Genomic DNA, 22,905 nt, shown 5'->3' with positions numbered 1-22,905 from the left:
TATTGTTATAAACTAAAAGTCATATAGATACATTATAAAGAATATGTATTATTGCGCAGAGCTTCTAAAAATTGAAATTTCATTGCTTTATGACTTGCAAAAGAATGGTCTTAAATCTCTAAAGTTATTTCATATGGCGTGTCGTTAATCCTTTCGACATTTCCATGATCAAAAACATCAATGTGGTGAACATAAATCCATGAATCACCCAGCCGATAAGACTTTCGGAGAGACCGCACAAATGAAATTCTTTAAGCCTGCAAAAGCCTTAGCAAAACGTTTCACTCGTGAAGAAGACGGCGCAACTGCAATCGAATATGGCCTGTTTGCCGCTCTGATCGCCGCCGTCATTATCGTGGCTGTCAGCAATATTGGCAAAAACGTGAACTCGGGTTTTGAAAGTGTAAACAGCGAACTCTGTGACGCTGCTGGCACCGCGACTGGCACCAACGGTTGTTGATATGATGTCGCGCTTGGGACTGTCCGGGCGCGTGACCATGGTTTTGGCAACGTCCACTTTGGTGGCGGGCGCGGCGGTCTGGTTTGGGCTTTTGCAAAAAGACCAAACCGTCGCGCCGCAACTCCCCCAAATGGAAGCTCAAACCAAGACCGAACGTGTCTTGGTCGCGGCTCATACCGTTGTTGCCGGGACACAAGTCACGCCCGCAGGCTACACATTTACAGAGATGGCATCCGATCAAGTCCACGATGGGTTTCTTGTCGACAGCCCCGCCAATCAGGCGGCTCTTGCCGTGTTGACCGTGGCGCGGACTGTCCCAAGTGGCACGCCCTTTGTGGCCGAAGATTTGATAGCACCGGAAGCGGCAGTCTTTGTTGCAGCTCCACAAGTGCACACGAGCGCCTCGGCCCTTCGGCTGACTGAAGGCATGCGCGCGATCGCTCTGCCGGTGACGGCGGAAACCTCTGTTGCAGGGTTGATCCGGAATGGTGACCGGGTCGACATCTTGCTGTCTTACGCATTGGAAGACGATCTGATCGCAATCCGTACCGTTTTGCGCAATGTGCGGATTATTGCCACGGATCAACTCCCGGAGCAGGCCCCAGAGAGCGAGCCGGTCGAACCCAAAGCGCCGCCCAAAATCGTTACATTTGAACTCACGCCCGACGGAGCAAAGGTCTTGGTCCTTGCCCAGAAGATGGGCGATCTGATGCTGGTTTTGAGCAGCGGAGAAGAGGGGAATGCGCCGATCATCGCCGACGACACCCCCATCTTTTCCTCTCAGATTTCGGGTGAAACCACGAAACCTCTGCCGCCGATCAACAGTCGTAGTGTTTCGGTCGTGCGCGGAGCAGAGAGCCGGATGAATGTCCTCACCGTCTCGGACGCCATTGAGCCGGGCGAGATCGCTCGGTCCTTGCCCACTTCAGAGGCGACCATAGTCGCCGTTCCCTCCATGCAAGGTGATTAATGCATTTCTTTCAAGCGCCTAAAATTTTGAAACGCATGTGCTGGGGCCTTCGTCAGATGTGCCTGTCCGCACTCATAATTGGCTTTGCGACGCCCAGTGCCGCGCAAACGCTGGTAGAAACCCGCAACCGTGACGTTACTCTCTTTGCTGGGCAGGGCAAATTGATCAAACTTGAGAACCCGGCGGAAACGGTGTTTTTGGCCAACCCGGACGTCGCCGATATTGAGATCAAGTCCCCTAAACTTTTGTATATCTATGGCAAGGGGATTGGAGAAACGACGCTTTTTGTCATCGACGATCAGGAAGAGGTGACCCTGAGCAGTGTCGTGAAGGTTTCTTTCAACATGGATGCGATGAGCCGAGCTGCCCATGCCGCCCTCCCATCGGGGAATTTCGCAGTTTCCGATGTGGGTGGCGCGGTCGTTTTGAGCGGCAAGGTCAACACGATTTCGGATGCGGAACAGATTGAATCCGTGGTGCGACAACTGGCGGGGACCGAGACCGCTTTGATCAACAACCTCGCGCTTGAAACCCCGCCGCAAATCAACTTGCAAGTGCGCATTGCTGAGGTGTCGCGCAGTGTCACAGAAAATCTTGGTGTGACGTGGTCGACATTGTCGGGGCAGGGCATTTCCGGTGGCGAAACGGTCAGCGGCGGCTATTCGATTGCAGGAAATATTCGCAAAGGCGGGACCAACATCGGTGTGACGCTTGAGGCGTTGAAAGGTGAGGGATTGGTGACCATTTTGTCGGAGCCCAATCTAACGGCGCGCTCGGGTGACAAGGCGAGTTTTCTTGCCGGTGGGCGCTTTCCTTACCAGACGAGAACAGCAGAAGATGTCCCCACAGTTCAATTCGAACCCTATGGTGTCGAGCTTGAATTCCTCCCCGAAGTTTTGCGCAGCAATCAAATCAAACTCAATGTTCGGACGCAAATCCGCGAGTTGGATTTTTCCAACGGCAGTCAGACAAACGCACAAAACTTTCCACTGATCCTTGAGCGTAGCGCGAGCACAACGATCGAAGTTGGCAGCGGCCAGAGCTTTGCCATCGCCGGATTGTTCAGCGCGTCAACGCAACAGGATGTCAAAGATGTGCCGGGCCTTGGCGACATCCCTATTTTAGGCGCCTTGTTCCGGTCGACGAGCTACCAAAAAGGTGAATCTGAACTGGTCATCATTGTGACGCCCTACATCGTGGAACCCGCTTCGCCTGACAAATTCAAGACCCCATTGGATCACTTTGCGCCTGCGAACAGTCTTGATCGGAGTTTGTTGGGGGCCTTTTCGGCCGGAGAGCCAATTGAGGGGAATGCCCCTGTCTCCGTCAAAAACATTAACGGGAATGCGGGGTTCCTTTTGCAATGACTGTGACCAAAGCCAAAACCATCCTGGCGGGCCTGGCCGTTATATGCCTTGCCGCTTGTGACGCGCCATCGCCACAAATTGGTGTCACCCAACGTGTGTCCGCCCCCTATGTCGAAGCGCAGCATCAATTCCGTTTCGCCTCTGGAGCATCCTCATTGTCCGCACAAGAACGCGAACGGATCGCCCGATTTCTCAAGCAGCTTGCGTTGAAAAAGGGGGATTTTCTGATCGTGACGATCCCGTCGAGCGGCCAACCCAAAATTGATGCGGAACGTCAGGCTGTGATGCAATCGCTTTTGGCACGTTCGGCAGCGAAAAAGCAGTATCTTATGGACACATCTTTTGGATCACGTCCTTCACCTTACCGGCAAACTGGCATCATTCGAGCCACGCGAACACAAGGTCTCCGCGTGGATTGCAAGCCGAGTATCACCGATTTGGGCTGTGCAAGTGCCTCGAACCTTGCCGCGATGCTTCATGAGCCGGGCGATGTCCTTGAACCGGAGATGACCGCCTTCATGGCCCGTGGGGATGCGCCGGTGTCAGGAAATCTGCAATGAGTCAGATGTTTCAGCCCGCAAAGACCGAGCGCCGCGTCGAAGCGTTTGTCATGACAGAAGAGGGTCGCGATGCTGTGGTCCATTTGCTGCGACAGGCGGCACTGGAAAGCAATGCGACGGTCCACACGGGCACGCTTCAAACCATGGCGCGCCTTTCAGGTATGACCACATTTGGAGATGTGATGATTGCAGAGCTTGGTGAGACCTCGCTCGCGACCAATATCGAAGCGGTTCGTGATATCGTCGCGGACGGGACCGAAGTCATCCTGTTGGGCCGCGAGAATGACGTGGCAACATATCGGACGTTCTTGACCGCAGGGGCCAAGGACTACCTTGTGCTGCCTTTGGATGCGACGGGTCCCTTGTCGGATATTCTGACGTCCGAGATCACTCCCGCGGAGGCGAAACGCACACATGGAAGGGCCATTGCCGTTTGCGGTGTTTCCGGTGGCGTAGGTGCCAGCCTGCTGGCCGCCAATCTTTCGGTGGCATGCCGCGCTGATGAGGCTGGCGAGATGGCCCCGACCGTCGGGCTGCTGGATGCGGAACTGACCTTTGGTTCCTTGGCCGTTGATCTGGACATCGAGACCACGTCAGGTCTGTTTGAAGCCTTCTCAACACCAGAACGCGTGGATAGTACTTTTCTTCACGCAACCATGCATGAGGTACAGCCGGGGCTGTCGGTTTATTCCGCTGAGATCGAAAATATCTCTTTGCTTGCAAGCTACGAAATGGGCCTGTCCGGCCTTGTGACTTCTATGAAAGAGGCGTTTTCAACCACTGTGATAGATCTCCCGCGTCGGTTGATTGCCGAGAAAAACCCGGTCTTGGATGTCGTCGACGATCTCATTTTGGTTTTGGCTCCCGGCTTTAGCGCCGTCCGATCTGCGGGGCGTTTGGTGGATGTGATCAATCGGAATGCGGCGGGGGCAGCGCCGCGGGTTTGGTTGGCGCTGTCACAGACCCGCCGAGATGCTGGCCTGAGTGCCAAGGAGGTCGCCGCTGCTCTTGATCTACCGGTCTCTGTCGAGTTGCCACTGTCGGTGAACGATATTGCGCGCGCCTATGTGAAAGGCACGCCCGTGCAATCTCTTGCCCCAAACAGTGCCTATTCTCGCCGTGTGGTGCGCCTCGCGCAGGCTATCTGCAACGGTCATGACGCGGACAAAGTGCGGCACATGTCTTGGTGGAAGAAAAGGGCGTAAGCAATGAGTGAGGCCGTTTCACACCCGACTGACATCGAAATCGTGCGCGCCGTTATCGAGGCCCGGGTGCGATCTTTGCAGGCCGATGGTGTGGTCACGGGTCTGTATGCCGTGAGTGCGGCGATTGATTGGTATCAGGACACGACCGAACAGAGCCTATCGCGGGAGATGCAACGCGAGTTGATGAGACATCTGGTGCCCTTGTCTGAGGCGCCAGAGGACACCACTCCTCAGGCGGGGCAAGACGCCCGGCCGCGCGCCCATTATCAACCAGAGTTCACCAAACGCGTCATGCGTTTGGGGGCGAAAATTGCGCCTGAGATCATGGACCTTCTTGATTTGCGCGCGCTTGCCGGATTGCAATATGCGGCCCAACGGGGCGCGATCCGTGATGCGGTCATGTCTGTCAGTAAATCGCAACGGTTTGATCTAAATGGTGTCGAAAGTGCGGAACTCGTCGATTATGTCGTCGATGACATGCTCGGATTGGGGCCGCTCGAACGGCTTTTGGCAGATGACAGCATTTCCGAGATTATGGTCAACGGACCAGAGCAGGTCTATGTCGAACGCCAGGGTCAGTTGGAATTGGCGGATATTTCGTTTCGCGACGATGATCATGTTTTGACAATCGCGACGCGGATCGTGGGCGCTGTTGGACGCCGTGTCGATGAAACCACGCCTTTGGTGGATGCCCGCCTGATGGATGGGAGCCGGATCAATGTGACCATCCCGCCGTTGGCCATTGATGGGCCAACCATGACCATTCGAAAATTCCCCAAAGACGACTTAAAGCTCTCCGATTTGATTGGCCGGGGCAGTCTTTCTGGTCAGATGGCAGACTTTCTGCATATCGCCGCGCAATTGCGCCTCAATCTGCTTGTCTCGGGCGGGACAGGGTCAGGGAAGACCACGCTGTTGAATGCGATTTCACGTGAAATTCCGGCGAATGAGCGGATTGTCACGCTTGAAGATGCGGCCGAACTGCGATTGCAGCAGCCTCATGTCGTGCGTTTGGAAACCCGCCCGCCCAATATTGAGGGCACGGGTCAGGTGCCCATGCGCGCCCTGTTTCGTAATGCCCTGCGGATGCGGCCTGACCGGATCATCATCGGCGAGGTGCGCAGCGAGGAAGCGTTTGATTTGTTGCAGGCGATGAACACGGGCCACGATGGGTCTATGAGCACGCTGCACGCGAACACGCCCCGTGAAGCTCTGACTCGCATGGAAAATTTGATTGCCATGTCAGGGATTGTCTTGCCGACGGTTTTCGTGCGGCAACAACTTCGGGATGCCATCCATCTGATCGTCCAGATTTCGCGCATGCGGGACGGGGTGCGGCGGGTGACATCCATTTCGGAGATTGTTGGGGGCGAAGAGTCGGTGATCAGCCTTCAGGAGTTGTTCCGCTTTATGCCCGAACCCACACAAGGGCGCGAGGCGCTTCGGGGGCAATTTGTGTCCAGCGGGTTGACGCCGGGCTTTATTGATCGCGCCGTTGAGCACGGTCTCGATGGCAAGCTGCGCCAGAGTGTGAGCGTCTAAAATGGCCTCCGCAGCCCTTTTTCTTTTGATTTTCACCGGGTGCCTCACGGTCGGCACGATTGGGGTGATGCTCACCGACAGACGCCGCCGCACTCGGCGCGCGCGCCTTGTGAGGTATTCCGCAGATCATCCGGGAGCGACCTCAGAGCTGGTGCGTAAAAGAGTGTCGCAAACCACCAATACCGTTGCCCAAGCCGCGCTAAAGCAACGGCAGGCCGGGGTTCAGGGGCTCTTGCAACGGCGGGTGCGTGAGGCAGGTCTGAGCATGTCACCCCTATCCAGCCTTCTTGTCATGGGCCTCATCGCCGCACTGACATGTGTGGGTCTTACCATGACAACCCCGCTCTCTATGCCTTTGGTGGGGTTGATCTCAGTTGGGAGTGGATGGATCGTTTTAAATGCTGTTTTCGATGTTCTGAGCGCCCGCAGGATCAGGCGTTTCACCGAGGCATTGCCAGATTGTCTTGATGTTTTTGCGCGTGGATTGCGTGCGGGACAACCCCTGAGCGAGGCCTTGGGGCTCGTCGCAAATCACAGTTCCGGGATTGCGCAAGAAGAGTTCCTGCGGTGCCGCGACGAGCACCGTGTCGGTCGGCCGCTGGATGAGACACTTGCCAGTATGGCGGACCGTATCGCAACGGCCGAGGCCCGCTTTATCGCTGTCGCAACAAATTTGCAGGCGGAAACGGGCGGTAATCTTGTGGAGACGTTGGAGAACCTTGCCGTGCTATTGCGCGATCGGCGGAAGCTACGCAAGAAAGCCGCCGCCTTATCCGCCGAAACCCGTGTCAGCGCTGTGATTTTATCCAGCCTGCCCTTTGGGATTGGCTTGATTATCTTCGTGCTCAACCCTGGCTATCTTGCACCATTGATCCAAGACGCTCGCGGCATCTTGCTTGCGACGGTTGGGGGTCTGAGCCTCTGTTTGGGCATATTTAGCATGTACAAACTCTCTCGGATTGACGTCTGATATGGGATATTTGGGTCTCATATTGCTCCTCTTGCTCATTCTTGGGCTGAGCCTTGTGCAACTGATCGCCTTGGCTCTGATTGACCATCGTAAACGGCGTGGCCGATTGGAGCGCTGCATCAGTTCGACGGGCAAAAAAACCAAAGATGTCGTCTCTCAACCTATATCCTTGAAAGCTGGAGAGGTTCTGAGACGGATGGCGGCGGTGACTGCGGAACGCGTCTCCGTGGTCAAGGGGGATGAGGCGGAAACCTCAGCGGCTCTTTTGAAATCTGCGGGCATTCGCAGCCGTGATGCGCATCTGATTTACGCCTTTCTAAAGCTCGTCCTGCCTGTGGCTGCGGTGATCCTGTCTGTACTCTGGCTGGCTCTCAATTCTGAAGATGGGATCAAACCCCTCACTGCGATTGTTGTGGTATGCGCGACAGCTTTGGTCCTGTCTCGGGCACCGGATGTCATCCTGTCCCACATGCGGAAGCGGCGGCTTGAAAGAGTGCGGCGCAGCTTCCCGGACATGCTTGAATTGCTTGTGATCACAAGCGAAGCTGGGCTTGCGCCCGTCCCCGCACTCGGCCGTGTGGCGCGAGAGGTCTATGCGGCCTGTCCAGACCTTGCCATTGAACTACAACAATTGGTTGTTGAACTTGGGGTGTTGCCCGAACGCGAACAGGCCTGGCGAAATCTGGAGGAACGACTGCCTTTGCCAGAGGTGTCCGTGTTTGCCAATGCGATGGCACAAGCCGGTCGCTACGGCACGCCCTTTCGCGGCGCGTTGCGCTCTTTGATGTTGGATGCACGGGCTCAACGGCTTTTGAGATTAGAGGAACAGGCGGGGCGTCTCCCGGCTTTGATGACCGTGCCACTCATCCTGTTCATTATGCCTGCGCTTTTTATCGTGCTGATTGGTCCGGCGGCTCTGAGCATTCTGGACAACCTCATGAATGGAGGGTCGTGATCGTGACACGGTTGCAACGATATCGGTGCGAAGACGACGGCGCGACGGCGGTCGAATTCGCGCTTGTGCTACCACTGTTGCTGAGCATCCTGTTCGGGATCATCACCTTTGGCCAGTATTTCGCTATCGCCAATAGCCTTCAGCAATTCGCCGCCGAAGCGGCGCGGTATTCTGTCAGCGAACCGTTTCTTGCCGATAGGGAAGGGCGTGCGATAAGCTTTCTTACCTCGCCGGGCGGGCGGTTTTCCTTTTTGAATGGCAGCCATATTTCCGCCGATATCGACATGATTGAGGGCACCATGCCGGCCATTCAGATCACGTTGACCTATGATCTCAGTGGCACAGCAGTTGAGGTCGCGGACAGTTTTCTTGGCATCGGGATTACGGATATTACGCGGAGCAGCTACCTTGCGTATTAAAACCTGTTTCCGCAAATACAGCTCTCAAGAGGGCGGTGCCGTGGCAATCATCGTCGCGCTTTTTCTGACAGTTGCCGTGGGCTTTATGGCCATCGGGATCGACCTCGGCTCTCTGTATTTTCGGCAAAAATCTTTGCAAACACAGGCGGATATGACGGCAATCAGTGCCGTTTTGAACTTGAGTGGGACGCCGGATGATCATGCTCAGGCGACCGTCATCGGCAACAGACTCGACGCTTTGGCTCTGACGTCTTTGGAATACGGTCGCTACATTTATGACAGCGCCCTTCCGGCAGAGGATAGGTTTGAAACGCGCGATTTGTCCGATGTGGATGTCAATGCGGCAGAGGTCGTTTTGAAAGATGCGGCACCGTTGTTTTTCTCTCAGACGTTTTTGGACACGGACAGCACCCCTCTTTCGGCGTCTGCGACGGCGGCACGATTTGATTTTGCATCTTTTAGCCTTGGATCGCGATTGCTCGACTTGGATGGCGGCATTTTGAACGCGTTGCTCGGCGCGGCGCTTGGCTCCAACGTGTCGCTCTCTCTTTTGGATTACCAAGCGTTGTTGGATACACAGATTGATCTTCTGACCTTTACGGACGCGCTGGCGGTGCGGGCCGATCTTGTTGCGCTTGACTATGCGGACATACTCACCTCGGAGATCGACCTGCTCGATGTGGCGGGCGCGATATTGGACACCGGGCTTGTTTCAGGCTCAACAGATGTGCTGACGGCGATCCTGAATTGTACAGCGTGCGGGTCTTTTAATGCCTCCGAGTTGATCGGGATATCTGGAGATAACGTGGCGATTCAACTGGAAGATCGCCTTGGAACGGTGTCTGTGTCGGCGCTTGATGTGCTGAAAGCAACGCTCGACATCGTTAATGCAAACCGTCTGATCGAGGCCGATGTCAGCCTGCCCATTCCAAATGTTCTGGGCAATGTGGATTTGGCGGTTGTCGTGGGCGAGCGGGAGGCGCATTCGAGTTGGATCAACCTTGGCGAACGCGGAGCGACGCTTCACACCGCGCAGGTGAGGCTGAAATTGGACGTTGATCTGTCTCCATCTTTGCTTAGCGGGCTTGGGGTGGGGGTGTCCGCCTTGTCCTTACGCGTGCCGATTTATGCGGAAATCGCGAGTGCAACGGTGACATTGACGGATCTTTACTGTGATGCGGGCGGCCCGAATGATCGGATCGCCAGTTTTGACACCGGGCTTACCCCTTTCACCGGGACAAACGGCACGCATGTGGTTGAGTTGTTCATCGGTGAATTCGATGCCCCAACCTTTGAGGACACGACCACCCCGCTTGACGCGGCCAACCTTAACCCTGCGGACTTCTTAGATTTGGAGCTGAACCTCGCTTTGATCACGATTGATCTCTTCACCCTGCAATTGAAAGCCCATGCCGCGACAGGCAATGCGTTACAGCCGCAAATTGATTTTCTCGTGTCCGATATTTCGGGTAGCCCGAAAACTGTTGGCTCCGGCAGCCTGCTGACCTCAACGATTGAATCTTTGCTGGACCCCAACAATTTGGAGATCAGTATCAGCAGTCAAAGCCAATCCCTACTTGGCGGGCTGTTGTCGCTTTTGTTGGCACCGGTTGTCGCGCTTGTGGACACTGTGCTCGACGTTTTGCCGGGGAAATTGCTTGGCGCTTTGTTGACGCCGATTGATGCCTTGCTCGATGGCCTTTTAAACCTGCTTGGTGTCGGGATCGGTCAGGCCGACCTCACCCTTGATGGCGTCGCCTGCGGCAAGGTTGTCCTTGTCCGATGATGCATGATCCCGCCCGCCCACACACCCGCCCTCATCAGCTCGACCGGAGTAAACCATTGCCCTTTTTCTCTCACATCACCCGCGCCCTTGTCCCTGTTCTCCTCGTGTTCAGCTTGTCCGCTTGCACCATGGACCTGTCTCGCGACGGGGCTGCGAGGACCACGGCAGGTGCGGATACGTTGCGCCTTGCACAGGCGACCTCTGAGGCCGGCGACAATGAGACCGCCGCGCGATTGTTCGAGAAAGTTCTGGTCACCGACCCCGTTTCGGTTCCTGCGCTGTTGGGCGCAGGGAACAGCTATGCGCGGATGGGACAAAACAGCCGGGCCGAGGCGGTCCTGTTACGGGGACATGAGCTGGCACCGAGCAATGCCGAAGTTCTGACAACGTTGGCGCGCGTCTATCTGGCCCAACATCGTTCGCAGATGGCCGTGGAGGCTTATGACAAAGCGCTGCGGGTGGATCAACGGAACGTGTCTGCCCTTACCGGGAAAGGTGTCGCCTTGGACACGCTGTCACGGCACAAACAGGCGCAGGGTGTGTATGAGGACGGCCTGTCCTATTACCCGACAAATTTCATCCTGCGCAGCAATTATGCTCTGTCGCTTGCGCTGTCGGGGGACATCATCCGAGGGACGGCGATTTTACAGGAACTCGTCAAAGATCCGCTGGCCGCGCCATATGTTCGGGGCAATCTCGCCCTGGTCTATGGTCTGGATGGGCGTGACAACGATGCGCGGGCGACTTTGTTGTTGGACATGAAGCCCGATGAGGTCGAGGAAAACATCCGGGTTTATCAGGCGCTGCGCCGTCTGCGTTTGGAAGGCAAACCGATTGGGTCCCTCGTCTTTGTATAAGCGCGGTTTTTGCGGCCAATCGTAGAGGCGCATTTTTGGTGTCCATCAGGTATTTTCGAAGTTTGATTTGGTCATGAGCTGACAAGAACGGATGAGGCCATCACGACTGTTGCCGGTCATGGCAACGAAGAGTTGCGCGAAATGATCCTCGGCGCCGAGGTCCGCCCCAAAATGACAGACGTCCTCAAAGACTTCGTGTCAGACACTGACATCATTGCTCGCGTCAAGGACAAAGGACCGGGGGAGCAATCGAGCGGTTACGAATTTCGCCTCCGCATCGGCATGGTCTAAGTGTGGCGGCACATAGCCCATCCTTTTGGGCTGGGCTATGCTTGCCAAGGGCGGATCGTCCTTTGACGGACGGATTGCTCCCGTCTATGTCGCAGGGTGGGCTTTGGCGATCAGCGCCTTAGATCGTGCGAGTGCCTTTGCGGCGCGGCTCTGGGCATCCACGGTTTTGGCCTTTTCAATCTGAGCCACCTCGACACTCAGAACAATGTCACGCGGCAAGGCGCGCACCATTGCAATCAGATCAATTCCGCCGTCGCCGGGCAAAAGCCGTGCGCCTCGGGCAATCTCGATCATCCCGGCATCGGTCGGATCGTATGGTTTCGGTCCGTCACAAAGCTGAGCGTAGTGAATGAGCGCAGGGGGCAGGTTTTGAATCTGCTCGATCGTCCCGCCCGCCCGGTCCCAATGCAGCGCGTCGATCAGAACGCCGCCGTTGGAGCGCCCCGCTGTTTCAACGATGCGTTGCGCCTCAGGAAGGGTTTTAACCCCGGTCCATGGCATGAACTCCAGATCCCCGGTCAGGCCATATTCGGCGGCAAGATCGCAAAAGGCCGCGAAGGTTTCGGTGAGCCTATCGTGATTGGTATCATCGCCCGCAACAAGCACGTTGCGGGCACCAAGCCTTTGACCAAGAGCTAGAAAATCACGGAAATCTCCGACATCCGTGTTTGGTTTAAGCCGGGCGATTTCAATATCGGCAATGCCGATCCCAGTCTCATCAAGGGCCGCTTTCACCAAAGCTTCAACTGCCGGATCAGACAGGATCGGATAGGGGGCCTCGGTTGGGGCGGCGGGCAAAAACCGCAGCCCCACAAGGTCATACCCCGTGGCCGCCGCAATGCGCACGGCCTCATACGGCGGAACCTCATGTGTGGTCAAAAAGGCGAGAGAGAATTTATGGGGCATGGCACTCACTTCAGCGGTGAAAACGGCAAGGGAAGGGCGATGGCGCTGGTCATCACCGGGGTGAGCCAGTCAGGTCCGCCTTTGGCCGGCCATTTGCCGTCTGCGACCGATTGGCTGCGCGCTTTGGTGCGGGCCTCAAGCGAGCTGTAGGGCCAGATTTGCGTGATACGCGGCGCACCATCAAGGCCCCACATCGCCATGGTGAGCGGGGAATATTTCGAACGTGCCGGCATAGCGTCGCGCCATTTGTCTTGGGTGACGGACACGCCGTTCAACTTGGCCTTATAGGTGCGAAATTCGTAGATTGGACCATAGGTGCCGGGGGTGATTGGAGCCATGAAATCAAAGGGCTTGTAGCTGTCAAACCGCAGGTCAACCAAATGTTCCATACAGCCCATCGGATTGGCGGACATCACCGTGCGTTCGCGTTCGTCCATCATCTCATCCAGGGTGTCAAAGCCGCGCAAAACATAGACCTCGTTGAGGTTTCCAATGTCGGTGCCAAACGCCCCGAGCAGCGTGCCTTTACCTGCCGCGAGCCAGTTTTGCAGCCCGTCCGAGGCCTTTCCTGCGCCGAAGATCACGGTCTTGAGCGTTGCGATTTCGTAATAGGGCATGTCATGCATCCTTTGTGTGGTGTGAAAGAGGAGGGGTCAGGCCTTTGAGCGGTTGGCCTGAAAGTCTGCGTCCGACGATGTAGCCAAAGGTCATGCCCGGCCCGAGGGTGATGCCGCCAGACGGGTAGTGCCCGCCCATGATTGAGGCGGCGTCATTGCCGATGGCATAGAGCCCGGGTGTCGGCGCACCGTCTTGCCCAAGCACCTGCCCATCGGCGGCAGTTTTGATCCCGGCAAATGTGCCAAGGCTACCGGGCACGAGCTTGACCGCATAAAACGGCCCGCGCTCCAAAGGCCCAAGTGCCGGGTTCGGACCTTTGTGTTTGGCCCAGCCTTGAGCTCGGTTGTAAAGCGATGCGCCACGGTGAAACGTTAGGTCGTGACCTGCGCGCGCGCCGTCATTGAACCGTGTGATGGTCTGTGCGAGGGCCTCGGCAGGCAGATCGCACTGCACCGCCAAATCTTCGATCCGTCGCCCGCGTTTGAGATAGCCGGAGCGCAGATAGGGGGTGAGCGGGAAGGGAAAGGGCTTTGCCCAGCCGATGCCAAATTGCCTCTGAGCCCGATGATCGCAGATCAGCCAAGCCTCTGGCGCGCGCCCTTTGGGTGTCACGGCAAACAGGGCTTTCATGAACTCATGATAGCTGTCGGCCTCGTTGACGAACCTCTGCCCACTCATATCTACCGCGATAAATCCGGGTTTGGCGCGATCAATGAGATGAGGGAAATTTTTGAACCCGCCTTGACCATCCGGGACGCGGGACACGGGTGCCCAAGCCGCGGGTTCAGCAAGGCTCGTGTCAAGCGCGGCACCTATTCCTTCGGCCAAACGCACCCCGTCGCCAGTGTTTGATTTGGGGGCGGCGGAGGCATGCGCGATGGTGTCTGTATGGGCAAAGCTGAGTGTTTGCCGTAGGACATCATGCGGATAGCCGCCCGCCGCAAGCACCACGCCTTTGCGGGCGGTGATGCGCATTGGTGTCCCTTGTCTCGTCACGGACGCACCTACGATCCGACCCTCATCATGGTGCAGGCTGGTCACCGGACTGTCATGCCAAAGCTGAACCCCGCTGTCTGCCGCGCCTTTCAAAAGCTGCGCCACAAGGGCATTGCCGCCCACAAGGTGCATCGAACGTCGATAACGCGCCAGATCATAGAGATGTTTGGTCAAACGTTTGGTGACATGCCACAACGCGGCGGGGGAGCGGGTTGCATTGAAAAAATGCGCCATATCCACACCGCTGCCAATGCCCATGCCCCAGAGCGACACGACATCGAGCGGCGGTCGCAGCCGGGTGATCAAAGGCCCAAGCTCACGCCCGTCATAAGCCGCGGCGGTCACAGATCTCCCGCCTTCGGCGGCGCCATCATGGACGTAAAAATCAGGTACGCGATTGCCATCAACCCAAGTCATGACACCGACCTCTTCAAGGAAGCGGAGCATGTCGGGACCGTTTTGCAAGAACGTCTCGAGCCGCGGATCATTGGCGCGATTGCCCAGAAGTGCGCGCAGATAACGGCGGGGTTCGGTGTCAGCTTCGACGATCCCGGCGCGGATGGCCTGTGGGTTCTGTGGAATCCAAAGCCAGCCGCCGGACCATGCAGAGGTGCCGCCGAAAACCTCGGTTTTCTCGGCCACAATGACATCAAGCCCTGCCTGTGCTGCCGTGATCGCGGCACACAATCCCGCTGCGCCTGATCCAACGATCAGAACGTCGCAGGCGGTGCCGCCCGCCGTTTCGCTGTCCATTGTCCTGCTTTCGTTTCACAGCGCAGAAGACGTCTGCGCATTCGGGTCAGATGACAGGACCTTGCGGTCAGCCAGCCTGACGGGTTTCGGTCTCTGCGGGCACGGCCCGGTTGCGGTTGAAAAAGAAGGATGCCTCTGACGCCCCGCCAATTTCGTCGGCGGCTTCGCGCAAAAGCGGGTGGAATTGGTCCATCAATTCGGGCGTGACACGCACTCCCGGTCCGGCGATGGACAGGCAGCCGATCACCACATTGTCTTCGCTGCGAAAAATCGGAACAGCCATTGCGGCCATTCCGGCATGATAGCTGTCGGACATCGTGGCGTAGCCGCGTTTGCGGGTGTCAGCGAGCGCGGCCAGCACCTCTGGAATTGAGGCAGGCGCGCCCGGTCCCATGGCAAATTCCGCCCGCAACCCTTGAGTGCCGATTTTATCAAGCGCTTGCTCATCCGTCATTGTTGACAGCCAGGCATGTCCCCCCGCCGAGCCAGCCAAATGCACCTTGATCCCCTGTTCGCGACCGGGGTCGTATCGCAGGCCTGCAACCGCGCCCTGAGCCACGCCGACCCAGACAAGATCCTCGCCATCAATCACCGACAGGCGCACAAGTTCGCGCGAGTCCGCCGCCAAGCGATCAAGGATGGGCTGGGCAATATCGGGCACGCCGGTGCGGGCCAAAAACGCCAACCCGATGCCTGCGAGTTTGATGGTGAGGGCGTAATCGCCTTGGTTCCTGAGCTGTCGCACATAGCCGTATTGCGACAGTTCTTTGAGCAACCGATGCGCTGCAGAGGCGGGCATATCCAGTTCGCTCGCGATCGCGCTCACTTGGACACCTTCGGGATGCTTCCCAAGAAGTTCAAGGATCGAAAGGGTTCTCTCCATCACACCGGACATTGCTTACTCCATCATCGCTTTTGGCTTTGAGGACGTGTTTATCCGTTGTGAGCCAAGCGGAACAGGGCGTCTTTGTGTGATGGACTCACGGATCGCCTCAATCACCGCAATGTTGCGTGCACCATCGGACAGGGTGATACGTGGGGTTTCATCTCCTTTGATCACGGCGGCAAAATGGCGGATTTGTTCGACATAGCTGTCTGCTGTGACCAGATCGAGCGGATGGTTGGTCTGCGGTACGGTCCAATCGCGCGGACCCTCATGGGTCCAGAACGACAGATCAGGTAGGCTCATCCCGGCCTGTGTCCCGGCAAACATATGCGAGACGGCGGGCATCGCTGGAAACCGCGCTGGATTTTCGCCTGCGGTCGTGTCCCAACACCAAGGTCCCACGCCCGCATCGGTCAGCGAGATGGTGATCAACCCGCCGGCTTCAAGGCGCAGGATCACTGCGGCGGTGTCTTCGACGTCATAGCCGCGCTGGCTGTTTGCGGTGAGGGCCGTGACCTCTGTGATCTCGCCAAACAAATGCCGCACGAGGTCGATTTCATGGATCAAATTGATCAGGATCGGGCCCCCTGCGCCCGGTTCCCGTCGCCAAGCGACATCAAAATAGCGGGCGTCTTTGTAAAGTGTGGCGGAGATTGTGCCGCAGACCAATGTGCCGAATCGAGCCTCGGTGATGGCCGTTTTGGCGGCTTGAACGATGGGGTTGTGGCGGCGGTGATGGCCGACAAGTCCCGGCACCCCTGTGCGGTCTGACAGGGCCACCAAAGCCGCGCAGCCTTGGGCCGTGTCGCCCAAGGGTTTTTCGACCAGCACGGGAATCCCCGCGCGGATCAATGTCATCGCTTGCGGCACGTGAAGCGCGTTTGGCGTGGCAATAATCACCCCGTCTGGGCGCAACTCAATCAATGCTGCAAGCGTTTCCAGATGGAGGCACTCAAAATCTTTGGCGAGAGATTTTCCCGTCTCAAATGGATCGACAATGGAGATGAGATCGCTGCCGGGACAGGCACGGATCGCATCAGCATGGGTGCGCCCAATGATGCCGCCCCCAACAATGGCCAATCGTGTCTGTGTCATTGCATCCTCCTTTAGGCCTCCCTTTCGGGCTGCCTGTCCTTTGATCAATTATATCAATCAAAGTTAAAAATAAAACAAGATTTAAAAGTTGAAAGAGTTTCTATTTTAGGACATGCTGAGAGAAAGAGTAGAGCGTTTGGTATAAAAGTCTTGATAAATGAAAGACTTAAACGCTTAGGGAGGAAGAAATGTCAAAAGAATCGCGCTCTCGTGCAGAGCTCAAAAATGGCGCCAGCTACGATGTGGTCGTCCTTGGGGCCGGGGCGGCGGGTCTGTCTGCGGCCGTGTTTGCGGCTCTTGAGGGCGCGCGCGTTTTGCTTGTGGAGCGCACAGAATTCCTCGGGGGCACCTCGGCTTTGTCGGCAGCAACCACATGGGTGCCAAACACCCGGTTTCGTGATGAGCTGGGGGCGAAAGACAGTGAAGAGACTGTTCTAACCTTTCTAGATCGTGCCGTTGGGAACCGTGCGCCGCGTGCCTTGCGCGAAGCCTTTGTCAAACGCGGCCCATGTGCGATCCATCGCCTTGAAGATGAGACCAGCGTCCGGTTCCGGGGCCGTCCTTTCCATCCCGACTACTTGTTTGAGCTCGAAGGCTCGACCGCCTTTGGTCGCGCGCTTGAGCCTGTGCCCTTTGATGGCGCGTTGCTGGGCGATGACCTAAAGCTCGTGCGTCCACCGATCCCGGAATTCACCATTTTGGGCGGGATGCAGATTGACCGTGATGACATCGCGCATTTGCTCAAGATGAAGAAAAGCCCACGCTCGCTGGCCTATTCGATCCGGATCATCGCGCGCTATTATTTACGCAAATGGGCGCATGGCCGCGACACACGCCTGTTGATGGGCAATGCGTTGATCGGGCGGTTTCTTTATGAGGCACGCAAGCGCGGGGTTGAGATTGTCACACAGACCAAAACCACGGGATTGACGCCGCTCGAAGAGGGGGCGTATCGGCTGACTTTGGAGCAAAGCGGGCAGTCTTTCGACGTCACAGCAACCAAAGGCGTGGTGCTTGCCTCCGGCGGTTTTGCGCGCCACCCTGTCAAACGTCAAACCATGATGCCCGCACCGACGCCGCGTGTGTCGCCAGCGGCTCCCGGCCATACGGGCGAGTTGCACGACATTGTCCTAGGGCTTGGGGCGCATTATTCCGACAGTTCGGCGCAGCCATGTTACTGGGCACCGGTGTCGATCCGTAAACGCGCGGACGGGACAGAGGCCGCGTTTCCGCATTTCGTGTTGGACCGCTCCAAGCCGGGGATCATTTCGGTCGGGCGCGACGGCAAACGCTTCGTCAACGAAAGCCGCAGCTATCATGAATTTGTCTCCGCCATGTATGCGGCCGACAAGGACGGCTCGCATATTCCGACGTTCCTCATCGCCGACGCGCCAGCGGCGCGCAAATACGGCATGGGCATGATCCATCCGGGGACCAAGGATTTTGGACCGTACATCGCCGAAGGCTATCTGACCGAGGGGCGCGATCTGGGCGATCTTGCCGTGCAACTTGGCATAGATGGCACGAACCTGAGCGCCACCGTGGCGCGGTTTAATGAGATGGCAAAGCAGGGCGTGGATCAGGATTTTCACCGGGGTGAAACCGTCTATGAGCGCGCCAATGGTGATGCCACCCATGACGGGCCAAACCCCACCCTGCGCCCGCTTGGCAAGGGTCCCTATTATGCGGTCAAACTGTATCCGGGCGATATTGGCGCGGCTCAGGGTCTTGTTACCGATGAAAACGCCCGTTTGCTGACGGAAAATGGCACCGTAATCGAGGGGCTTTATGCGGCAGGCGCTGATATGAATTCGATCATGGGAGGGGTCTATCCCGGCCCCGGTATCACCATCGGTCCGGGCATTGTTTTCGGCTCGATCGCGGCGACCCATGCGGCACAGCGCAAGACCGCCCGCGCAGATCGGATAGCCTCATGAGCCGCTGGCAAGACAAGCCAGTTTTGGTGACCGGCGGGACCGGATTCCTTGGGGCTTTTGTCGCGCGCGAGCTTGTCGCGCAGGGGCTGCGTCCGCGGGTGTTTGATCGAAAGCTCAACGCCGAGACGCTTGATTTTGTGCGGGGCGGCCTGTCGCAGAGCTGTGAGGGCGTTGCGGGTGATGTGACGCAGCACGAGGATGTGGCAAGGGCGATGGACGGCTGCGGCGCGGTTGTCCATCTGGCCGGACTGATGACCGTCGATTGCAAGGTTGATCCGCTCCGCGCTGCGCAGGTGAATCTCATCGGCAGTCAAACGGTGATGGATTTGGCGATCAAGAATGGCGCGGAGCGGTTGGCCTACGCGTCCAGCTCGGCGGTCTACGGATCAGGGGAGGGCATCTTGCCAAATCCTGAGACCCTTTACGGCGTGCACAAACTGGCGATTGAGGGCATGGCGCGGTGTGCGTGGCTGGATCACGGCCTGCCAAGCGTCGGATTTCGCCCCTATATCGTCTATGGCCCCGGTGAAAGCAGGGGCATTGCAGCCGGGCCGTCGATTGCATTGCGCGCTGCCGCTCTTGGACAATCCGCCACAATTCAGTTTTCCGGTCCTGTGGGATTTGTCCATGTCTCAGACGTTGCTCGGGCCTTTGTGGCTGGGCTTTTTGACGCGTGGGAGGGGGCACAGGTCTATGATCTTCATGGGGTTTCGGCCACGGTTGATGGCTTTATCTCAGCACTCAGGCGGGCGGTGCCGGATGCTGCGGTTTCGGGCACGGGGCCACGGCTCAAAACGCCGGTTTTGCTCCAAGGTGGGGGGCATTCAGATTGGTTTGATGCGCTGCGGGTGACCTCTTTGGAGGAAGGGATTGCCGAGACTTTGAGCCATTGGCGCAAGACTTCTGAAATATAGGCTGCGTGTCAGTGAGAAGGCGATGGCCTCGGCGTTGGGGTCTAGCGAATTGTCCAAGTTATATGGAGCGCCGTCCATTCTTAAATCGGCGAAGGATTGCAATTTTGAGAGACAGGTGACGTAGCGTGATGCGCGTCAGGGAGGATGATGGGATGGACGTGACGCTTACGGGGGAGACCGTGTTGTTTCCGATCGCCGGGGATCCGATTGGTCAGGTGAAATCGCCGGGCCTGTTGACGGGCATCCTTGTGGCGTGCGGGATCAATGGGCTTGTTATCCCGACGCATGTGACGGCGGCGGCGTATCCGGCCTTTGTGGCGGCGATGAAAACGACACGAAATGTGCGCGGCTTGATCGCGACTGTGCCCCATAAACAAGCCACGCTCGCGCTGTGCGATTTTCCCACCGAGCGCGCTGAATTCGCGGGTTCCGTCAATGTGATGCACAAACGTGAGGACGGCACTTGGGAAGGCGATAACACCGATGGTCAGGGCTATCTGAACGGCGTTGCGGCCTGTGGCTATGAGGTTGCGGGCAAACGCGCGCTTTTGGTTGGTGTCGGCGGCGCGGGCGCTGCGATTGCTTATGAAATTCTCGCACGCGGTGCCGCTTATCTTGCGGTTCACGATGCGGACGAGGCGCGCCGAGACGCCGCGATTGCACGACTCGACGCGCGGTTCCCCGGACAGGTGGGGGCCGGATCGGCAGACCCGACAGGCTATGATTTCATCGGAAATGCCACGCCCGTGGGGATGCGGGATGGAGATCCGCTGCCGATTGAGGCCGCCAAATATCAAAGTCACCAATTCGTGGCCGACTGCATCACCAAACCAGAAATCACGCCGCAGCTTGCGATTGCGCAGGCCAAAGGCTGCGCCACCATGCCCGGGCTCGGGATGTTCAATGCGCAAGCGGATCTTTTGGTGAACGCCATGACAGGAATGAAAGCGGGAAAACAAAACACATAGCCCCGTTTCAACGACCAGCATCAATCAGGGAGGATACTATGCTGAAAACACTTCTGACAGGGACCGCGCTTGCCGCAGGTCTGGGATGGGCCGCGCAGGCGGACACATTGAAAATTGCCAATATTGCCGAACTATCAGGTGCCGGGGCCGCCGCCGGGTCGGTTTGGGCTGATGGTGTGCATCTGGCCATTGATGAGATCAACGAAAACGGCGGCATTCTTGGGATGCAGGTCGATATGTCGGAATACGACAGCCAAACCGACCCGTTGCAAAGCCGGGCTTTGGTGCAAAAGGCCATTGATGAGGGCGCTTTTGCGCTTTTGGGGACGGTGTATTCCTCGTCGACCGTGGTGAACATGTTGGTCGCGCAACAAAACGGCATCCCACAATTCACCGGCTCCGAGGCTCCCTCGATCACGCAGAAAGGCAACCCTTATATTTTCCGTACCACCTTTGGCGCGCAAAAGGGGATGCCGAAAATTGGTGCTTATCTCAAAGACGGCCTTGAGGTGAGCAAAGTGGCGATCGCTTGGGCCAATACGGAATACGGTAAGGGCGGCCATGATGCCTTTGTCGATGTGGCCAAAGAGATGGGGCTTGAGGTTGTGTCTGATGTGCCCTCCGAGCAAGGACAGGCCGATTTTTCTGCCGATATTCTGAAGATCAAAAATACCGGCGCCGAAGCCGTGTTTATTTATCTGACCGAAGAGGAAAGCGCGCGGTTTTTGATTGAGGCCAAGAAGCAAGGCCTCACCATTCCGATGATCGGCGACACGGTGTTGGCATCGCAAAAAGTCATTGATCTGTCCGGGGGAGCGGCTGAGGGTGCCTTGGGTCATGTTGCACTTTCGGCTGATGCCCCCGTGCCGCTGTTGCAGGCAATGAGCGCGAAGTTCACCGAGCGGTTTGGCTATCGCCCCGATCACAACGCGATCAAAGGCTACATCGGTGCCTATGCGATCAAATACGGCACGGAGATCGTTGGCGAGGCGGACAGCCAAAAATTGACGGATGCACTGCATGGCACGTGTTTGGATGCAGCCACCTATCCCGGCGTTTTGATGGACATTTGCTGGGATGAAACCGGCGAAGTGTCTCGCGAAAGTTTCATGGTTGAAGTCAAAAACGGCGCACAGGAAATCACAACCATTTTGCCGCCGAACTGAGACAGGCCACCAGCCCTGTACCCGTGACGCGCGGGTTCAGGGTGTCTGGCAAGGGTGCGCAATGACACCAGCCGGACGCACCGTTCTGATGGATCATCAGAGGACTAAAATGGGAGGAATGGATATGAAACGCAGGATTATTGCGGGTGTGAGCCTGAGCGTCATGATGATGGCGATGTCCGCGCATGCTGAGACGGTGAAAATCGCCAATATTGCGGAACTGTCGGGACCTGGGGCTGCCGCAGGGTCGGTGTGGTCCGATGGCGTGGATCTTGCGATTGACGAGATCAATGCAAATGGTGGAATCCTTAGTATGCAGGTCGATATGTCAAAATACGACACACAAACCGACCCACAGGTGAGCCGGGCTTTGGTGCAAAAGGCCATTGATGAGGGCGCTTTTGCGCTTTTGGGGACGGTGTATTCCTCGTCGACCGTGGTGAACATGTTGGTCGCGCAACAAAACGGCATCCCACAATTCACCGCCTCCGAGGCCCCGTCGATCACGCAAAAGGGCAACCCTTATATTTTTCGAACCAATTGGGGTGCGCAAAAGGGGATGCCCAAAATTGCGGCCTATCTCAAGGATCAGCTGGGGGTGAGCACAGTGGCCGTTGCTTGGGCCAATACGGAATTTGGCAAAGGTGGCCATGACAGTTTCGTTGAAAACGTTAAGGCGGTCGGTTTGGACGTTGTGGCGGATGTGCCCTCAGAACAAGGTCAAGCGGATTTTTCCGCCGATGTTTTGAAAATCAAAAACTCCGGCGCTGAGGCGGTTTTTATTTACCTCACGCAAGAGGAAGCGGCGCGGTTTTTGATGGAAGCGGTCAAACAGGGCCTCGACATCCCGCGCATTGGCGACAGTGTTTTGACCTCTGAGAAGGTCATTGATCTTGCGGGTCCGGCGGCCAACGGCGCCAAAAGCCACGCCGCACTCACCATCGCCGCCGATGATCCTTTGGTGCACGAATTTGCCACAAAGTTCTCTGAACGGTTTGGCTATAGCCCCGATTACAACGGGATGAAGGGTTACATCGGCGCGTATACAATCAAATACGGCACGGAAATGGTCGGCGAAGTGAACAGTCAAAAACTTGCCGATGTCATGCACGGGCTGTGTCTTGATGCCAAGACCTACCCCGGCATTTTGATCGACATGTGCTGGGATGATGCCGGTGAGGTGTCGCGCAAAAGCTACATGGTGGAAGTTCAGGATGGCCGCGAAACGGTCTCCGAAGTTCTCCCCGCAAACTGAGTTTCGCAACGCATGCGGGGCCGCTCCGC

The 22,905-nt window shown here is 57.1% G+C and carries 22 protein-coding genes; 17 read left to right on the top strand and 5 right to left on the bottom strand.

Annotated features, from left to right (window positions below):
- The first annotated feature begins 241 nt into the window (after window positions 1-241).
- From DA792_RS00200 to DA792_RS22110, 12 genes are all read left to right on the top strand, one after another.
- Window positions 242-460 (top strand): Flp family type IVb pilin, encoded by a 219-nt coding sequence (locus tag DA792_RS00200; protein ID WP_107717346.1) that lies wholly within the window; start codon window positions 242-244, stop codon window positions 458-460.
- A 1-nt stretch (window position 461) separates the two neighbouring features.
- Window positions 462-1,430, top strand: a complete 969-nt coding sequence (gene cpaB / locus DA792_RS00195; RefSeq protein ID WP_107717344.1) for a Flp pilus assembly protein CpaB — start codon at window positions 462-464, stop codon at window positions 1,428-1,430.
- The gene (locus DA792_RS00190) at window positions 1,430-2,797 is read left to right on the top strand and encodes a type II and III secretion system protein family protein (protein WP_107717342.1); all 1,368 of its coding nucleotides are present in this window, start codon (window positions 1,430-1,432) and stop codon (window positions 2,795-2,797) included. Before cpaB ends, DA792_RS00190 begins: the two co-directional genes overlap by 1 nt.
- A complete protein-coding gene (locus DA792_RS00185) occupies window positions 2,794-3,357 on the top strand; it encodes a hypothetical protein (protein ID WP_107717340.1) in 564 nt (187 codons plus the stop codon). The genes DA792_RS00190 and DA792_RS00185 overlap by 4 nt, the downstream gene beginning before the upstream one ends.
- A complete protein-coding gene (locus DA792_RS00180) occupies window positions 3,354-4,562 on the top strand; it encodes an AAA family ATPase (RefSeq protein ID WP_107717338.1) in 1,209 nt (402 codons plus the stop codon). Before DA792_RS00185 ends, DA792_RS00180 begins: the two co-directional genes overlap by 4 nt.
- Before the next feature lie 3 nt (window positions 4,563-4,565).
- Window positions 4,566-6,104: a CpaF family protein gene (locus DA792_RS00175; RefSeq protein ID WP_107717336.1), complete on the top strand. Its 1,539-nt coding sequence runs from the start codon at window positions 4,566-4,568 to the stop codon at window positions 6,102-6,104.
- 1 nt (window position 6,105) lies between these two features.
- On the top strand, window positions 6,106-7,074 hold the full coding sequence (locus DA792_RS00170) for a type II secretion system F family protein (protein ID WP_107717334.1): 969 nt from the start codon (window positions 6,106-6,108) through the stop codon (window positions 7,072-7,074).
- Window positions 7,075-7,096: 22 nt separating this feature from the next.
- On the top strand, window positions 7,097-8,029 hold the full coding sequence (locus DA792_RS00165; RefSeq protein ID WP_254679202.1) for a type II secretion system F family protein: 933 nt from the start codon (window positions 7,097-7,099) through the stop codon (window positions 8,027-8,029).
- Between the two features lie 2 nt (window positions 8,030-8,031).
- Entirely contained in the window at window positions 8,032-8,448 is a 417-nt protein-coding gene (locus DA792_RS00160; protein WP_254679201.1) for a TadE/TadG family type IV pilus assembly protein, read from the top strand.
- A complete protein-coding gene (locus tag DA792_RS00155) occupies window positions 8,438-10,234 on the top strand; it encodes a pilus assembly protein TadG-related protein (protein ID WP_159075099.1) in 1,797 nt (598 codons plus the stop codon). The genes DA792_RS00160 and DA792_RS00155 overlap by 11 nt, the downstream gene beginning before the upstream one ends.
- 56 nt (window positions 10,235-10,290) lie before the next feature.
- Entirely contained in the window at window positions 10,291-11,091 is an 801-nt protein-coding gene (locus DA792_RS00150; RefSeq protein ID WP_254679200.1) for a tetratricopeptide repeat protein, read from the top strand.
- Window positions 11,092-11,232: 141 nt separating this feature from the next.
- Window positions 11,233-11,382 carry a hypothetical protein gene (locus DA792_RS22110; protein ID WP_159075097.1) on the top strand — a complete coding sequence of 50 codons (150 nt, stop codon included), beginning with the start codon at window positions 11,233-11,235 and terminating at the stop codon, window positions 11,380-11,382.
- Between the two features lie 84 nt (window positions 11,383-11,466).
- On the opposite strand, the gene DA792_RS00145 is transcribed toward DA792_RS22110, so the two are convergent.
- The 5 genes from DA792_RS00145 to DA792_RS00125 form a co-directional block, all read right to left on the bottom strand.
- Window positions 11,467-12,288, bottom strand: coding sequence for a sugar phosphate isomerase/epimerase family protein (locus DA792_RS00145; protein WP_107717325.1), 822 nt, complete (start codon window positions 12,286-12,288; stop codon window positions 11,467-11,469).
- A gap of 5 nt (window positions 12,289-12,293) precedes the next feature.
- Window positions 12,294-12,905 (bottom strand): NIPSNAP family protein, encoded by a 612-nt coding sequence (locus DA792_RS00140; protein ID WP_107717322.1) that lies wholly within the window; start codon window positions 12,903-12,905, stop codon window positions 12,294-12,296.
- A gap of 1 nt (window position 12,906) precedes the next feature.
- On the bottom strand, window positions 12,907-14,655 hold the full coding sequence (locus tag DA792_RS00135; protein ID WP_107717320.1) for an FAD-dependent oxidoreductase: 1,749 nt from the start codon (window positions 14,653-14,655) through the stop codon (window positions 12,907-12,909).
- A 67-nt stretch (window positions 14,656-14,722) separates the two neighbouring features.
- A complete protein-coding gene (locus DA792_RS00130) occupies window positions 14,723-15,550 on the bottom strand; it encodes an IclR family transcriptional regulator (RefSeq protein ID WP_107717318.1) in 828 nt (275 codons plus the stop codon).
- Between the two features lie 3 nt (window positions 15,551-15,553).
- Window positions 15,554-16,636 carry a Gfo/Idh/MocA family protein gene (locus tag DA792_RS00125; protein WP_107717316.1) on the bottom strand — a complete coding sequence of 361 codons (1,083 nt, stop codon included), beginning with the start codon at window positions 16,634-16,636 and terminating at the stop codon, window positions 15,554-15,556.
- Between the two features lie 188 nt (window positions 16,637-16,824).
- On the opposite strand from DA792_RS00125, the gene DA792_RS00120 reads away from it, so the two are divergent.
- From DA792_RS00120 to DA792_RS00100, 5 genes are all read left to right on the top strand, one after another.
- Window positions 16,825-18,573, top strand: a complete 1,749-nt coding sequence (locus DA792_RS00120) for an FAD-dependent oxidoreductase (RefSeq protein WP_107717314.1) — start codon at window positions 16,825-16,827, stop codon at window positions 18,571-18,573.
- Window positions 18,570-19,487: an NAD-dependent epimerase/dehydratase family protein gene (locus tag DA792_RS00115; protein ID WP_107717312.1), complete on the top strand. Its 918-nt coding sequence runs from the start codon at window positions 18,570-18,572 to the stop codon at window positions 19,485-19,487. The genes DA792_RS00120 and DA792_RS00115 overlap by 4 nt, the downstream gene beginning before the upstream one ends.
- A 152-nt stretch (window positions 19,488-19,639) precedes the next feature.
- Window positions 19,640-20,455, top strand: coding sequence for a shikimate dehydrogenase family protein (locus DA792_RS00110; RefSeq protein WP_107717310.1), 816 nt, complete (start codon window positions 19,640-19,642; stop codon window positions 20,453-20,455).
- 38 nt (window positions 20,456-20,493) lie between these two features.
- Complete coding sequence (locus DA792_RS00105; protein WP_199908050.1) at window positions 20,494-21,621, top strand: ABC transporter substrate-binding protein; 1,128 nt, start codon at window positions 20,494-20,496, stop codon at window positions 21,619-21,621.
- Between the two features lie 124 nt (window positions 21,622-21,745).
- Window positions 21,746-22,876 carry an ABC transporter substrate-binding protein gene (locus tag DA792_RS00100; RefSeq protein ID WP_254679199.1) on the top strand — a complete coding sequence of 377 codons (1,131 nt, stop codon included), beginning with the start codon at window positions 21,746-21,748 and terminating at the stop codon, window positions 22,874-22,876.
- The last annotated feature ends 29 nt before the right edge of the window (window positions 22,877-22,905 follow it).

Source organism: Celeribacter baekdonensis (assembly GCF_003047105.1).
Lineage (GTDB): Bacteria > Pseudomonadota > Alphaproteobacteria > Rhodobacterales > Rhodobacteraceae > Celeribacter > Celeribacter baekdonensis_B.
Note: the sequence above shows the minus strand (reverse complement) of the source record. Positions and strands in the feature narration are given on the sequence as shown.

Bases quoted from the DNA above. Each gene is read 5' to 3' on its own strand.
- DA792_RS00200 (WP_107717346.1), top strand. From the start codon at position 242: ATGAAATTCTTTAAGCCTGCAAAAGCCTTAGCAAAACGTTTCACTCGT.
- cpaB (WP_107717344.1), top strand. From the start codon at position 462: ATGATGTCGCGCTTGGGACTGTCCGGGCGCGTGACCATGGTTTTGGCA.
- DA792_RS00190 (WP_107717342.1), top strand. From the start codon at position 1,430: ATGCATTTCTTTCAAGCGCCTAAAATTTTGAAACGCATGTGCTGGGGC.
- DA792_RS00185 (WP_107717340.1), top strand. From the start codon at position 2,794: ATGACTGTGACCAAAGCCAAAACCATCCTGGCGGGCCTGGCCGTTATA.
- DA792_RS00180 (WP_107717338.1), top strand. From the start codon at position 3,354: ATGAGTCAGATGTTTCAGCCCGCAAAGACCGAGCGCCGCGTCGAAGCG.
- DA792_RS00175 (WP_107717336.1), top strand. From the start codon at position 4,566: ATGAGTGAGGCCGTTTCACACCCGACTGACATCGAAATCGTGCGCGCC.
- DA792_RS00170 (WP_107717334.1), top strand. From the start codon at position 6,106: ATGGCCTCCGCAGCCCTTTTTCTTTTGATTTTCACCGGGTGCCTCACG.
- DA792_RS22110 (WP_159075097.1), top strand. From the start codon at position 11,233: ATGATCCTCGGCGCCGAGGTCCGCCCCAAAATGACAGACGTCCTCAAA.
- DA792_RS00145 (WP_107717325.1), bottom strand. From the start codon at position 12,288: ATGCCCCATAAATTCTCTCTCGCCTTTTTGACCACACATGAGGTTCCG.
- DA792_RS00140 (WP_107717322.1), bottom strand. From the start codon at position 12,905: ATGCCCTATTACGAAATCGCAACGCTCAAGACCGTGATCTTCGGCGCA.
- DA792_RS00135 (WP_107717320.1), bottom strand. From the start codon at position 14,655: ATGGACAGCGAAACGGCGGGCGGCACCGCCTGCGACGTTCTGATCGTT.
- DA792_RS00130 (WP_107717318.1), bottom strand. From the start codon at position 15,550: ATGTCCGGTGTGATGGAGAGAACCCTTTCGATCCTTGAACTTCTTGGG.
- DA792_RS00125 (WP_107717316.1), bottom strand. From the start codon at position 16,636: ATGACACAGACACGATTGGCCATTGTTGGGGGCGGCATCATTGGGCGC.
- DA792_RS00120 (WP_107717314.1), top strand. From the start codon at position 16,825: ATGTCAAAAGAATCGCGCTCTCGTGCAGAGCTCAAAAATGGCGCCAGC.
- DA792_RS00115 (WP_107717312.1), top strand. From the start codon at position 18,570: ATGAGCCGCTGGCAAGACAAGCCAGTTTTGGTGACCGGCGGGACCGGA.
- DA792_RS00110 (WP_107717310.1), top strand. From the start codon at position 19,640: ATGGACGTGACGCTTACGGGGGAGACCGTGTTGTTTCCGATCGCCGGG.
- DA792_RS00105 (WP_199908050.1), top strand. From the start codon at position 20,494: ATGCTGAAAACACTTCTGACAGGGACCGCGCTTGCCGCAGGTCTGGGA.
- DA792_RS00100 (WP_254679199.1), top strand. From the start codon at position 21,746: ATGAAACGCAGGATTATTGCGGGTGTGAGCCTGAGCGTCATGATGATG.